This is a genomic window from Pseudomonas sp. 1 (assembly GCF_056626735.1).
On record NZ_JBWXMQ010000006.1, the window covers coordinates 182,260 to 196,105 of the forward strand.

The window sequence follows — 13,846 nt, forward strand, 5'->3', positions numbered from 1 at the left end:
CGTTGCCCCGAGCACCAGCCGCTGCCTCGCAGCGGCTTTTGTATTTTCTGAAATAACGAAGTGGAGAGCCGCATGGTTCCCGTAATCGCCCTGGTGGGCCGACCGAACGTCGGCAAGTCCACCTTGTTCAACCGCCTGACCAGGACTCGCGACGCCATCGTCGGCGACTTGTCCGGTCTGACCCGTGATCGCCAGTACGGTGAGGCCAAGTGGCAAGGGCGTTCCTACATTCTGATCGACACCGGCGGTATCTCCGGTGACGAGCATGGTATGGACGAAAAAATGGCCGAGCAGTCGCTGCTGGCCATCGAAGAAGCAGATGTCGTTCTGTTCCTGGTAGATGCCAAGGCCGGTTTCACCGCCGCCGACCAGATGATCGGCGAACACCTGCGCAAGCGTAACAAGCGTTCCTACGTGGTCGCCAACAAGGTCGACAACATCGATCCGGAAATGGCTCGCGCAGAATTCGCGCCGATGGGCATGGGCGATGCGATCCCGATCGCCGGCGCGCATGGTCGCGGCATCACTCAATTGCTGGAAATCGCCCTGAGCGAATTCCCGAAAGATGAGGACGAGCCGCAGGAAGGCGAAGAGCAGGAGGAAGTCGCCGAAGGCGAGGAAGCCAAGCGTATTCCTGGCCCGAGCGAAAAGGACGGCATCAAGATCGCCATCATCGGCCGGCCGAACGTCGGCAAGTCGACGCTGGTCAACCGCATGCTCGGTGAAGAGCGGGTGATCGTCTACGACCAGCCGGGCACCACTCGCGACAGTATCTACATCCCGTTCGAGCGTAACGACGAGAAGTACACGCTGATCGACACTGCCGGTGTGCGCAAGCGCGGCAAGATCCACGAAGAAGTCGAAAAGTTCTCCGTGGTTAAAACCCTGCAGGCCATCAAAGACGCCAACGTGGTGATCTTCGTGATGGACGCCCGCGAAGGTGTGGTCGATCACGACCTCAACCTGCTCGGTTTTGCACTGGAGTCTGGCCGTGCATTGGTCATCGCGCTGAACAAGTGGGATGGCATGACGCCGGGCGAGCGTGACTACGTGAAGACCGAGCTGGAACGCCGGTTGTTCTTCGTTGACTTCGCCGACATCCACTTCATCTCGGCCCTGCACGGTACTGGCGTGGGCAACCTCTACGCTTCGGTGCAGAACTCCTTCAAGTCGGCGGTCACCCGCTGGCCGACCAGCCGTCTGACCCAGATCCTCGAAGACGCGGTCAGCGAGCATCAGCCACCGATGGTCAACGGCCGCCGGATCAAGCTGCGCTATGCCCACCTTGGTGGCGCCAACCCGCCGCTGATTGTGATCCACGGCAACCAGATCGAAAAAGTGCCGAACTCGTACGTGCGCTATCTGGAAAACACTTATCGCCGTGTGCTCAAACTGGTCGGTACGCCGATCCGTATCGAGTTCAAGGGCGGCGAGAACCCGTACGAAGGCAACAAGAACACGCTGACCGACCGCCAGGTCAACAAGAAGCGTCGCTTGATGTCGCACAACAAGAAAGCCAGCAAGAAGCGCCGCGACAAGCGCTGATCCCGGTCATCAAGAGAGAAGGGCGCCGTCTGGCGCCCTTTTTTTATGGGCGCCGGATGGGCTATCCTCGGGCTCTCCCGCGCCGTCGTCAGAGCCGGGGCAGAGCAGGGAACCCCGATGATCACCAGCAAGCTGCCGAATGTCGGCATCACGATTTTCACGCAGATGTCTCAGCTCGCGGCGCAGACCGGAGCGATCAACCTTTCCCAGGGTTTTCCCGATTTCGACGGCCCGCAGGCACTGCGCGACGCGGTCGGTCGACACATCGCAAGCGGCCATAACCAGTATTCGCCCATGACCGGCCTGCCGGCGCTGCGCCAGCAGATCGCGGCGAAAATCGCCCGCAGTTATGACGTCAACGTCGATGCCGACACCGAGGTGACTGTGACCCCGGGCGCGACCCAGGCGATCTTCTGCGCCATCCAGGCGGTTATCCACAGCGGCGACGAAGTCATCGTGTTCGACCCCGCCTATGACAGCTACGAGCCGTCGGTGGAACTGGCCGGTGGGCGCTGTGTGCATGTGCAACTCGGTCTGGATGATTTCTCCATCGACTTCGACAAGCTCAGTGCAGCGCTGAGTCCGCGCACGCGGATGATCATCCTCAACACCCCGCACAACCCCAGCGGCGCCCTGATCAGTCGCGCAGAGCTGGACCAGCTGGCGGCGCTGATCCGCGATCGCGACATTTATGTGATCAGCGACGAAGTCTACGAACACCTGGTGTATGACGGCGTTCCGCATGTCAGCGTGCTGGCCCACGAAGAGTTGTATCAGCGCGCCTTCGTGGTCAGCTCGTTCGGCAAGACCTATCACGTCACCGGCTGGAAAACCGGTTACGTCGTGGCGCCGCCGGCCCTGACGGCGGAGCTGCGCAAAGTGCACCAGTACGTCAGTTTCTGTGGCGTGACGCCATTGCAGTTCGCTTTGGCCGATTACATGGCCGAGCATCCGGAGCACGTCGAAGAACTGCCGGGCTTCTATCAGGCCAAGCGCGATCTGTTCTGTGATTTGCTCGCGCCGTCGCGATTCAGTTTCACCCGGGTCACCGGCACCTATTTCCAGTTGGTCGATTACTCGCAGATTCGCCCCGACCTGAACGATGTCGAAATGGCAATGTGGATGACCCGCGAGCACGGCGTGGCGAGTATTCCGGTGTCGGTGTTCTACCAGAGTCCACCTGAAGGCCAGCGCCTGGTGCGCCTGTGCTTTGCCAAACGTGAGGAGACGCTGCGGGAAGCGGCGGCCAAACTATGCGTGATCTGAGTGCGTTGCCCGATCTCAATCTGGCGCTGATCCAGACCAGCCTGGCCTGGCATGACCGTCAGGCCAATCTCGAGCATTTCGACGTTTTGCTGGAGCAGGCGCGCGGTGCGGATCTGATTATCCTGCCGGAAATGTTCACCACCGGATTCTCCATGGAATCCGAAACCTTGGCCGAAGCCGAAAACGGCCCGACCAGCAAATGGCTGCGGGCCCAGGCTGCGAAGCTGAACGCGGTCGTCACCGGCAGCGTGATCATCCAGGCCGCCGACGGCAGCCACCGCAACCGCTTGCTGTGGGCTCGCCCGGACGGCGAAGTGCTGTATTACGACAAGCGTCACCTGTTTCGCATGGCCGGCGAGCACAACCACTACACCCCCGGCGAGCGCCAGGTGCAGTTCGAACTCAAGGGCTGGCGGGTGCGTCCGCTGATCTGCTACGACTTGCGCTTCCCGGTGTGGAGCCGCGACGCGCTGGACACCGATCTGTTGTTGTACACCGCCAACTGGCCGGGCGCGCGGCGTCAGCACTGGAACCGGCTGCTACCGGCCCGGGCCATTGAAAACCTTTGTTATGTAGCGGCGGTCAACCGGGTTGGCACCGATGGCAAAGGCTTTGCGTATACAGGCGACAGTCAGGTGCTGGACTTCCAGGGCGAGACGTTGCTCGCGGCCGGAGAGGCTGACGGGGTGTTCAAGGTGGTTCTGGAAGCGGCTTCGCTGGCGGCTTACCGCGAGCGGTTTCCGGCGAATCTGGATGCGGACACCTTCGAGTTCACCTGATAGCCCAGATCACCTAGATCGTTCCCACGCTCCGCGTGGGAACGCCTCAAGGGACGCTCCGCGTCCCAGTGACGCAGAGCGTCACGAGCTGCATTCCCACGCAGAGCGTGGGAACGATCAGATAGAAAATAAAAAGGCCCCGGAGTGCGAACTCCGGGGCCTTTTGCATTGCAGCGATCAGTTACGCCGCTTTCGCTTCCGGCTGGCTCAGCGAGCGGTTCAGCGCGCTGAACAGGGCCTTGAAGCTGGCGGTGGTGATGTTTTCATCGATACCCACACCGTGCACCGCACGCTCGCCGTTCACACGCAGTTCGATGTAGGCCGCCGCCTTGGCGTTGGTGCCTGCGCCGATGGCGTGTTCGTTGTAGTCCATGATTTCCACCGGAATCGGCAGACCGGCCACCAGCGCTTCCAGCGCGCCGTTGCCCTTGCCGCGCCAGTGCAGGTTGGTTTCGCCCTGACCTTTGCTCGCCACCTCCACTTCGACGGCGCTATTGCCGTTTTCTTCCTGCAAGCGATGGCTGACCAGCGCGTACGGGGTATTGGCTTGCAGGTATTCGCTGTGCAGCAGCGCGTGGATCTGCTGCGCAGTCATCTCCAGGCCCAGGCGATCGGTTTCACGCTGCACGACCTGGCTGAATTCGATCTGCATGCGACGCGGCAGGCTGATGCCGTATTCCTGTTCCAGCAGGTAAGCGATGCCGCCCTTGCCCGACTGGCTGTTGACGCGGATCACCGCCTCGTAGCTGCGACCGATGTCGGCCGGGTCGATCGGCAAGTATGGTACTTCCCACAGTGCGTCCGGTTTCTGCTGGGCGAAGCCCTTGCGGATTGCGTCCTGGTGGGAGCCGGAGAATGCGGTATGCACCAGGTCGCCGACGTAGGGGTGACGCGGGTGAACCTGAATCTGGTTGCACTCTTCAACGACTTTGCGCACGCCGTCGATGTCGGAGAAGTCCAGTTGCGGGTCAAGGCCCTGGGTGTACATGTTCAGTGCCACGGTCACGAGGTCGACGTTGCCGGTACGCTCGCCGTTGCCGAACAGGCAGCCTTCGACGCGGTCGGCACCGGCCATCAGGCCCAGTTCGGTGGCGGCCACGCCGGTGCCACGGTCGTTATGGGTGTGCAGGCTGATGATCACGCTGTCACGGCGGTTGATGTTGCGGTGGAACCACTCGATCTGGTCGGCGTAGACGTTCGGGGTCGCGCATTCAACGGTGGCCGGCAGGTTGAGGATGATCTTGTGCTCAGGCGTCGGGTTCCAGACCTCGATCACCGCATCACAGACTTCCTTGGCGAATTCCAGCTCGGTGGCGCTAAAGGTTTCCGGCGAGTATTCGAATGTCCACTCGGTGTCCGGCTGCATGGCTGCGTATTTGACGAACAGCTTGGCGGCGTTGACGGCGATGGCCTTGATCCCGTCCTTGTCCTGGTTGAACACGATGCGACGGAAAGAAGGGGAGGTGGCGTTGTACAGGTGAACGATGGCTTTCTTCGCCCCGCGCAGGGATTCGAAAGTGCGCTCGATCAGGTCTTCACGGCCCTGGGTCAGCACCTGGATGGTGGTGTCGTCCGGGATGTGGCCGTCTTCGATCAGGGTGCGCACGAAGTCGAAGTCGGTTTGCGAAGCGGCCGGGAACGAGGCTTCGATTTCCTTCACGCCCACCTGCACCAGGGTTTTCCAGAAGCGCAGCTTTTTCACCGCGTCCATTGGCTCGATCAACGACTGGTTGCCGTCACGCAGGTCGGAGCTGCACCAGATCGGCGCGGTATCGATGGTTTTCGATGGCCAGGTACGGTCCGGCAGGTTGATCACAGGAAACGCGCGGTATTTCGAAGACGGGTCTTTGAGCATGCTCATCGGGAAATTCCTTATTGTCTGGGCCGAAAAGAGGCGGCCTGCCGGTGGAACGAACGTTCTTGGAAAAGCGTGGGACGAGGCGCAGCGATTCAGCCCGGCAGTCGTGCGCTGACGAGGCACAGGCTGCGGTGCTGGCGAAGCTGAATGAGGGTGTGAGAGGTTTTCATGCCCTCAACCCTAACCGCGGGGGATGAGGATGGCAAGCAGTCGAAAAAAATTGAGAGGAATACTCGGAAAGCGGTTTTTTCCGAGATTTTATTCTCTGAATCAGATTGATTGTTTGCAGAGATTGCGCAGTCCGTTCGTCGTGCGCAATCGCTGTGGGAGCGAGCTTGCTCGCGATGAGGGCCGTCGCCTCACCCGCAAATCAAGGCTGGAAAGCCCCGATGAAAATCGCCGGATCGACCCGCGCATCGTTCAGGCTGACGTTCCAGTGCATATGCGGTCCGGTCGCCCGACCTGTGGCGCCCACCTTGCCAACCACCGCGCCACGCGCCAGTTGCTGGCCGTTCTGCACATCAATCTTCGACATATGACAGAACATGCTGATGAAGCCCTGGCCGTGGTCGACGAACACCGTGTTGCCATTGAAGAAGTAGTTGCCGATCAGGATCACCTTGCCCGCCGCCGGGGTCTTGATCGGCGTGCCCGCCGGCACCGCGAAGTCCAGACCTGCGTGTGGATTGCGCTCTTCACCGTTGAAGAAACGGCGCACGCCGAACTTGCTCGACAGCGGCCCGTTGACCGGTTTGTCCAGCAGCAGGTTGCTTGGGGTGTTCGGGCTGAAACTGCGATAGGCCTTGATCTGCTCGGCCAGTTCGCTCTCGATGCGCTTGAGATTGGCCGGGTTCGGATTGACCTGCTGAGTGTTCTTCAGGGTGATGTGCTGTTCCGGGTATTTCTTGTTGCCGACATTGAAGTTGAGGTTACGGCCGCCACTGCTGATCTGCTGAATACCGGGTTTGACGGTCAGCGGAACGCCGACAATCGCCAGCCAGTTGTTCTGTTCCTTGACGACCAGCACCGGTTTGCCCTGATACGTGGCTTTCGGCGCTTGCGCGGCGCTGCCCAGATTGACGACTGCCACGCCGCCCGGCACCGGTTTGTTCAGCAGGCGGGTGATGTAACTGTCGGCGTGGGCGTTGAAGGTCAGGCACAGCAACAGCAACAGCAGCGGAGCGAGAAAACGCGGCATGGATCAGTCCAGTAAAGAAAGAGTGACGGGCGTCAGGTGGTTGTCCTCGACGCGCACTTGCAGCTCGCCTTCGCCCAGTCTGGCTTTGAGGCGCTGGCCGGTGTGGGTCTGCGCGGCGTTGCGGATCGCATTGCCGCGCTCATCCAGCAGAATGCTGTAGCCACGGCCGAGCGTCGCCAACGGGCTGACCACGTGCAATGTCTGCATCTGGCTTTGCAGCTGCAGGCGACGGCGTTTCAGGCCTTCGTTCATGGCGCGTGGCAGGCGTTCGGCGAGGCTGTCGAGGCGTTGGCGCAACAGGGCCAGTTGGCGTCCCGGGTGTTGCCCGGCGAGGCGGGTTTCCAGGCGGATCAGGCGTTCGCGGCGGGTATTGAGCTGACGCTCGAAGGCACGGCGCATGCGCATGTCGAGGTCATCCAGACGCTGTGCCTGCTGGCGCAGACGTTCGCCGGGATGGCGCAAGCGGCGGGTCACGCCCTCGAGCCGCAGGCGATCGCGCATCAGGCGATCACGCATGCGCATCACCAGTCGGCGATGCAGGCTTTCGACCTGACGGATCAGGTGACTGGAGTCCGGTGCAAGCAGTTCAGCAGCAGCGGACGGCGTGGGGGCGCGCACGTCGGCCACGAAGTCGCTGATCGACACATCGGTTTCATGGCCGACTGCGCTGACGATCGGCGTGACGCAGGCATCCACCGCCCGGGCCACGGCCTCTTCGTTAAAGCACCAGAGGTCTTCCAGCGAGCCGCCGCCACGGGCCAGGATCAGCGCGTCGAAGCCACGGGCATCCGCCATTTTCAAAGCGCGGACGATCTGCGCAGTGGCTTCACGGCCCTGAACGGCAGTCGGAATCAGCGTCAGTTGCACTTGCGGCGCGCGACGGCGAAACACGCTGATGATGTCGCGAATCACCGCGCCGGTCGGTGAACTGATGATGCCGATGCGTTGCGGATGCGCCGGAAGCGGCACCTTGCGTTCGGCACTGAACAGGCCCTCGGCGCTGAGCTTTTCCTTCAGCGCATCGAAGGCCAGGCGCAGGGCGCCGTCACCGGCAGGCTCCACGGTGTCGAGGATCAGCTGATAGTCGCCACGCCCTTCGAACAGCGAGACCTTGCCGCGCACCTTGACCGCCAGGCCATCCTTCAGCGCCTGACGCACCCGCGCGGCATTCTGGCGGAACAGTGCGCAACGCACCTGCGCGCCGCTGTCCTTGAGCGTGAAATACACGTGGCCGGACGCCGGGCGGGCGAGGTTGGAGATTTCGCCTTCAACCCAGATGTTGCTGAACACGTCTTCAAGCAACACCCGCGCGCGGCCGTTGAGCTGGCTGACGGTCAGGACTTCGCGGTCCAGACCGAGTCTTGCAAAGGGATCTTTAATCATGGGGCGCAGTTTAAAGGCATTCGCCGGTGAATGTCTGGAGGAAGTGTTGCACCAGAGCTGTGGGATTTTGCCGAGAGGCGAGGGCGACGGTGCTCTGGCAATCGCCGGTCAGCGGGACAAATCTCACACCGGCGGGCGCGATATCCTGCATCGATTCCGGCAGTAGCGCGATGCCGAATCCGGCCTGGATCAACTGCAGTTGCGTGGTCTTGCGCGACATCACCCGCGCAGCCTGAGGGAAGAAACCGTGACGCATGCACAGGTCGGCGCACAAATAACTCAGCCCGCCGCGCTGCGGATGCGGGATGGAGATAAACGCTTCGTCCCTCAATTGCGCCAAGTCGACTGCCTCCACCAACGCCAGTCGATGATTCGTCGGCACGGCAAGCAGCAGGCGCTCGGTATAGAGCGGCACAACCTGAACGCCTTCACGCTGGCGCAGTACTGGCAGACGCAGAAGGCCGATGTCGAGCCGGCCCTCGGCCAGTTCTTCAAGTTGTGTTTCCGAGGATAGCGTGCCGATGTCCAGCGAAACGCCGGGTCGTTGCTCAAGATATGCGCTCATGTCGCTCAGCAGCCGGCCACTGATCGGGACGGTACTGGAGTGACACACGCGCAAAGTGCCGCGTTGGCCCTGGCCGATCTCCGTGGCCAGGGTGCTGGCCTTGTTCAGTTCATTGAGCAGGTTTCTCGCCCGGGGCAGGAACGCTTCGCCAGCAGCGGTGAGCCGGGGCTGACGCGCGGTGCGTTCGAACAGCGGTGTTTGCAGTCGGGTTTCCATGTCCTTGATCTGCCGGCTCAACGCCGATTGAGCGATGAACAGCCGTTCGGCTGCGGCGCTGAAGCTGCCGCTTTCGGCGATTTCCACGAAGTAGCGCAATTGACGGGTTGAAAGCACGAGGCATGCCTTTTCGAGATGGCTTGGCGAATTCGATGATATTAGTCGCAACCCTCGGCGCTGGCTAAAGTCATCGCAGGTCTATAAAGGAAGCGAATGGATGAGCGTGGCGGGTTTGTTGAGCGAATGGTCGTGGGGCGCGCAGGGCTGGGTGGTGATCGGACTGGCCATCGCGCTGGCCTACATCGTCTTCGGGATTGCCGGTTTCGGTACGGCGCTGGTGGCGGGGCCGATTCTGATTCTGTTCATGCCGCTGTCGAAAATCGTGCCGTTGCTGGTGTTGCTGGATTTCGTCGCGGCGTTCGGCAATTTGCTGCCTTCGCGGCGGGATGTGGCGAAACCGGAATTGCTGCGGCTGCTGCCGTGCATGGCGGTGGGTTGCACGCTGGGGGTGATTTTTCTGCTTAACCTGAAGTCCGATCTTTTGCTGCTGTTGATGGGGCTGTTCATCAGTGCCTATGCGATCTACAGCTTGTGGATCAAGGCACGGCCGACGCAGTTGTCCGCCGGGTGGGCATTGCCGATGGGCACGGTGGGCGGGCTGTTCGGGGCTTTGTTCGGCAGTGGTGGCTTTCTTTATGCGATCTACCTCAACAGCCGACTGCCCAAGGACGCAGCCCGGGCCACGCAAAGTGCGCTGATCAGTTGCAGCACGGTAGTGCGTTTGAGCCTGTTCGCCATCGCCGGTGTGTATGCCGAGCTACCCTTGTTGATGCTTGCGCTGTGCCTGTTGCCAGCCATGGCGCTGGGCTTGTGGGGCGGGCGGCGCTTGACCATGCGCCTGTCCCGCGAGGCCTTCGTGCGGCTGGTGACCTGGCTGGTGCTGGCAAGCGGGATTGCGCTGATCGGCCGCTATTTAAGCACTTGACCGGATTTTGTCAGGGATTAAGCTGCCGGCCGCGTTCGTCGCAGAACATCCTTTGACGCAGCAGGCTTGCACCATGAATTCCCAAAGCATCATCGTCCCGAAAATCTCCAACCTGCCGGTGCACGAGCCCCGGGCCCGGGCGATCCTGCGCTGGCTGGTGCGCAAGAACATCGTCAAGGAAGAGCTGAGCACCTGTGGACGCACCGGCAATCGCATGGCCTACGCCATCGCCGATGGCGCCCGCGCGGTGGTGCTATACCCCGAGGCGCTGCCGTTCGGTGAGCCGATCAATGGGCTGGAAGTCATCACCAAGCGCTGTATCTACACGCCAGCCAAGGGTTTTCTCGAGGAGGCTGGTTGTGCCGAGTGCCGTCAGGAAATCGGCGAAGCATTGTTCGAAAGCCTGGAAGACTGGATGCCGGGCCGCACTGACAACTTCACCTGCCCTGAGTGCGGGCATGAAGACGACATCAACGGCTTTCTGTATTTGCAGGAGTGCGGTTTTTCCAACCTCGGGTTCATCTTCAACAACTGGCTGGAGGCGGGGTTCAAGCAGAGCTTCATAGACGAATTCGCCGACTGGCTGGATCAGCCGGTGAGCTGGGTCAAGGTCGAGCTTTAGAGGCCGCTTTTTCCGTACATCAGCAACATTGATATAAGACAAGTTTTACATTGAACCCGAGGGGGTGTCTGACTATAATGGCGCGCTTCCATTTTCCCGCTCGGGAGCCCCCGCGATGCTGCGTATCAGCCAAGAAGCTCTGACCTTCGACGACATTCTCCTAGTGCCCGGTTATTCCGAGGTGCTTCCTAACGAAGTCAGTCTGAAGACCCGCCTTACCCGTGGCATCGAGCTGAACATTCCTCTGGTTTCTGCCGCCATGGACACCGTTACCGAAGCCCGTCTGGCAATCGCCATGGCTCAGGAAGGTGGCATCGGCATTATCCACAAGAACATGACCATCGAGCAGCAAGCTGCCGAAGTTCGCAAGGTCAAGAAGTTCGAAGCCGGTGTGGTCAAGGACCCAATCACCATCGAGGCTGACGCCACGGTTCGTGATCTGTTCGAACTGACCCGCATGCACAACATTTCCGGCGTTCCGGTTCTGCACGATGGCGACCTGGTCGGCATCGTCACTTCCCGTGACGTGCGTTTCGAAACCCGTCTGGACGCCACCGTTCGCGAAGTGATGACGCCCAAAGAGCGTCTGGTCACTGTTCGCGAAGGCGCCGACAAGAACGAAGTCCGCGAGCTGCTGCACAAGCACCGTCTGGAAAAAGTCCTGATCGTCGACGACAAGTTTGCCCTCAAAGGCATGATGACCGTCAAAGACATCGAAAAAGCCAAGGCTTACCCACTGGCCAGCAAGGACGACCAGGGTCGTCTGCGCGTCGGCGCTGCGGTCGGTACCGGTAAAGACACCGGTGACCGCGTTGCTGCCCTGGTCAATGCCGGTGTGGACGTGGTGGTGGTCGACACCGCTCACGGTCACTCCAAAGGCGTGATCGACCGCGTTCGCTGGGTCAAGGAGAACTTCCCTGAAGTGCAGGTGATCGGCGGCAACATCGCCACCGGCGCAGCCGCCAAGGCTCTGGCCGAAGCTGGCGCCGACGCGGTCAAGGTCGGTATCGGCCCTGGCTCGATCTGCACCACCCGTATCGTCGCCGGTGTCGGCGTTCCGCAAATCAGTGCCATCGCCAACGTCGCCGCAGCCCTTGAAGGCACTGGCGTTCCGTTGATCGCCGACGGCGGCATCCGTTTCTCCGGTGACCTGTCCAAGGCCATCGTGGCCGGTGCGTCCTGCGTGATGATGGGCTCGATGTTCGCCGGTACCGAAGAAGCGCCGGGCGAGATCGAACTGTTCCAGGGCCGTTCCTACAAGGCTTATCGCGGCATGGGTTCGCTGGGCGCCATGTCCCAGGCTCAAGGCTCCTCCGACCGTTACTTCCAGGACTCCTCGGCAGGCGCCGAGAAACTCGTTCCGGAAGGCATCGAAGGCCGTGTTCCCTACAAGGGCACCCTGAGCGCGATCATTCACCAGTTGATGGGCGGTCTGCGTTCCTCGATGGGTTACACCGGCAGCGCCAACATCGAAGAGATGCGCACCAAGCCTGAGTTCGTGCGGATCACCGGTGCAGGTATGGCCGAATCCCACGTCCACGACGTGCAGATCACCAAGGAAGCGCCAAACTACCGCGTAGGTTGAGGCTTCAAGCAAAACGTCAAATGACCGGGGCTGTTTTATTCAGCCCCGAGTTGTTTCTGAATCAAGACTGTTTCTGAATTACTTAGACGAGACTGAATCATGGCCCTCGACATTCACGCTCACCGCATCCTGATCCTCGACTTCGGTTCGCAATACACCCAACTGATCGCCCGCCGCGTGCGCGAGATCGGTGTGTACTGCGAACTGCACCCGTTCGACATGGACGAGGATGCGATCCGCGAATTCGCGCCAAAAGGCGTGATCCTCGCCGGCGGTCCCGAGTCCGTGCACGAAGCCAACAGCCCGCGCTGCCCGCAAGCGGTGTTCGATCTGGGCGTACCGGTTTTCGGTATCTGCTACGGCATGCAGACCATGGCCGAGCAGCTGGGCGGCAAGGTTGAAGGCTCCGAACTGCGTGAGTTCGGTTATGCCCGCGTTGACGTGGTCGGCAAGAGCCGCCTGCTCGACGGCATCGAAGACCACATCGACGCCGACGGCCTGTTCGGCCTCGACGTGTGGATGAGCCACGGTGACAAGGTCACCAAAATGCCAGGCGATTTCCACATTCTGGCCAGCACCCCGAGCTGCCCGATCGCCGGCATGTTCAACGACGAGCGTGCTTACTATGGCGTGCAATTCCACCCGGAAGTGACCCACACCAAGCAGGGCGGTCGCATCCTGTCGCGTTTCGTTCTCGACATCTGCGGCTGTGAAGCCCTGTGGACTCCGTCGAAGATCGCCGAAGACGCCATCGCCAACATCCGCGCACAGGTCGGTACCGACAACGTGCTGCTGGGCCTGTCCGGCGGTGTGGATTCCTCGGTAGTTGCGGCGCTGCTGCACAAGGCCATCGGCGATCAACTGACCTGCGTCTTCGTCGATAACGGCCTGCTGCGTCTGCACGAAGGCGAGCAAGTGATGGCCATGTTCGCCGAGAACATGGGCGTCAAGGTGATCCGCGCCAACGCTGAAGAGCAGTTCCTGAACAACCTGGCCGGCGAAGCCGATCCGGAGAAGAAGCGCAAGATCATCGGCCGCACCTTCATCGACGTGTTCGATGCCGAATCCTGCAAGCTGGAAAACATCAAGTACCTGGCCCAGGGCACCATCTACCCGGACGTGATCGAGTCGGCTGGCGCGAAAAGCGGCAAGGCCCACGTGATCAAGTCGCACCACAACGTGGGCGGCCTGCCGGAAGAAATGAACCTGAAACTGGTCGAGCCACTGCGCGAACTGTTCAAGGACGAAGTCCGTCGTCTGGGCCTGGAACTGGGCCTGCCGTACGACATGGTCTACCGCCACCCGTTCCCGGGCCCGGGCCTGGGCGTGCGGATCCTCGGTGAAGTGAAGAAGGAATACGCCGACCTGCTGCGTCGCGCCGACCACATCTTCATCGAAGAACTGCGCAAGGCCGACTGGTACCACAAGGTCAGCCAGGCCTTCGTCGTGTTCCAGCCGGTGAAATCGGTTGGCGTGGTCGGCGATGGCCGTCGTTACGCCTGGGTCGTGGCGCTGCGTGCCGTGGAAACCATCGACTTCATGACCGCGCGTTGGGCACACCTGCCTTACGAACTGCTGGAAACTGTCAGCGGCCGCATCATCAATGAAATCGAAGGTATTTCGCGCGTGACTTACGACGTGTCGAGCAAGCCGCCGGCGACCATTGAGTGGGAGTGATCCCGCGCAAGCCGTAATGGTTTGAATGCTGGATGAAAAAGCCGTGTGAACGTGAGTTCACACGGCTTTTTGCATTTGTGTCGTCCACTGGATTCATGCCCCTGCGGCCTGTGGTCACGGCCGCGTTGCTGTTTCTTTCTCATTTGCAGGTGTATCGTATTCGCCCT

11 protein-coding genes are annotated in these 13,846 nt (G+C 61.1%); 7 read left to right on the forward strand and 4 right to left on the reverse strand.

What is annotated here, in order from left to right; genetic code table 11:
• Positions 1 to 72: 72 nt before the first annotated feature.
• From der to AC1MDC_RS11400, 3 genes are all read left to right on the forward strand, one after another.
• The gene (gene der / locus AC1MDC_RS11390) at positions 73 to 1,545 is read left to right on the forward strand and encodes a ribosome biogenesis GTPase Der (RefSeq protein WP_085699823.1); all 1,473 of its coding nucleotides are present in this window, start codon (positions 73 to 75) and stop codon (positions 1,543 to 1,545) included.
• Positions 1,546 to 1,662: 117 nt separating this feature from the next.
• Complete coding sequence (locus tag AC1MDC_RS11395; protein WP_085701756.1) at positions 1,663 to 2,811, forward strand: pyridoxal phosphate-dependent aminotransferase; 1,149 nt, start codon at positions 1,663 to 1,665, stop codon at positions 2,809 to 2,811.
• On the forward strand, positions 2,799 to 3,590 hold the full coding sequence (locus AC1MDC_RS11400; protein WP_480393014.1) for an amidohydrolase: 792 nt from the start codon (positions 2,799 to 2,801) through the stop codon (positions 3,588 to 3,590). Before AC1MDC_RS11395 ends, AC1MDC_RS11400 begins: the two co-directional genes overlap by 13 nt.
• Positions 3,591 to 3,771: 181 nt before the next feature.
• Here the strand turns inward: AC1MDC_RS11400 and leuA are convergent, their stop codons facing one another.
• The 4 genes from leuA to AC1MDC_RS11420 form a co-directional block, all read right to left on the reverse strand.
• Positions 3,772 to 5,451: a 2-isopropylmalate synthase gene (gene leuA / locus AC1MDC_RS11405; protein WP_480393015.1), complete on the reverse strand. Its 1,680-nt coding sequence runs from the start codon at positions 5,449 to 5,451 to the stop codon at positions 3,772 to 3,774.
• A 367-nt stretch (positions 5,452 to 5,818) separates the two neighbouring features.
• Positions 5,819 to 6,646 carry a peptidoglycan DD-metalloendopeptidase family protein gene (locus AC1MDC_RS11410; RefSeq protein ID WP_480393016.1) on the reverse strand — a complete coding sequence of 276 codons (828 nt, stop codon included), beginning with the start codon at positions 6,644 to 6,646 and terminating at the stop codon, positions 5,819 to 5,821.
• Positions 6,647 to 6,649: 3 nt separating this feature from the next.
• The gene (gene xseA / locus AC1MDC_RS11415; RefSeq protein WP_085699813.1) at positions 6,650 to 8,029 is read right to left on the reverse strand and encodes an exodeoxyribonuclease VII large subunit; all 1,380 of its coding nucleotides are present in this window, start codon (positions 8,027 to 8,029) and stop codon (positions 6,650 to 6,652) included.
• Between the two features lie 10 nt (positions 8,030 to 8,039).
• Complete coding sequence (locus AC1MDC_RS11420) at positions 8,040 to 8,927, reverse strand: LysR family transcriptional regulator (RefSeq protein WP_480393017.1); 888 nt, start codon at positions 8,925 to 8,927, stop codon at positions 8,040 to 8,042.
• 100 nt (positions 8,928 to 9,027) lie between these two features.
• Between AC1MDC_RS11420 and AC1MDC_RS11425 the strand changes: the two genes are divergently transcribed.
• The 4 genes from AC1MDC_RS11425 to guaA all read left to right on the forward strand — a co-directional run bounded on the left by AC1MDC_RS11425 (position 9,028) and on the right by guaA (position 13,679).
• Positions 9,028 to 9,795: a sulfite exporter TauE/SafE family protein gene (locus AC1MDC_RS11425; RefSeq protein ID WP_085699809.1), complete on the forward strand. Its 768-nt coding sequence runs from the start codon at positions 9,028 to 9,030 to the stop codon at positions 9,793 to 9,795.
• A 73-nt stretch (positions 9,796 to 9,868) separates the two neighbouring features.
• Positions 9,869 to 10,417 carry a sugar ABC transporter ATPase gene (locus AC1MDC_RS11430; RefSeq protein ID WP_085610914.1) on the forward strand — a complete coding sequence of 183 codons (549 nt, stop codon included), beginning with the start codon at positions 9,869 to 9,871 and terminating at the stop codon, positions 10,415 to 10,417.
• A 115-nt stretch (positions 10,418 to 10,532) separates the two neighbouring features.
• Positions 10,533 to 12,002 carry an IMP dehydrogenase gene (gene guaB, locus AC1MDC_RS11435; protein ID WP_011335798.1) on the forward strand — a complete coding sequence of 490 codons (1,470 nt, stop codon included), beginning with the start codon at positions 10,533 to 10,535 and terminating at the stop codon, positions 12,000 to 12,002.
• A 99-nt stretch (positions 12,003 to 12,101) separates the two neighbouring features.
• Positions 12,102 to 13,679 (forward strand): glutamine-hydrolyzing GMP synthase, encoded by a 1,578-nt coding sequence (guaA, locus tag AC1MDC_RS11440; RefSeq protein WP_085699807.1) that lies wholly within the window; start codon positions 12,102 to 12,104, stop codon positions 13,677 to 13,679.
• Positions 13,680 to 13,846 lie beyond the last annotated feature (167 nt).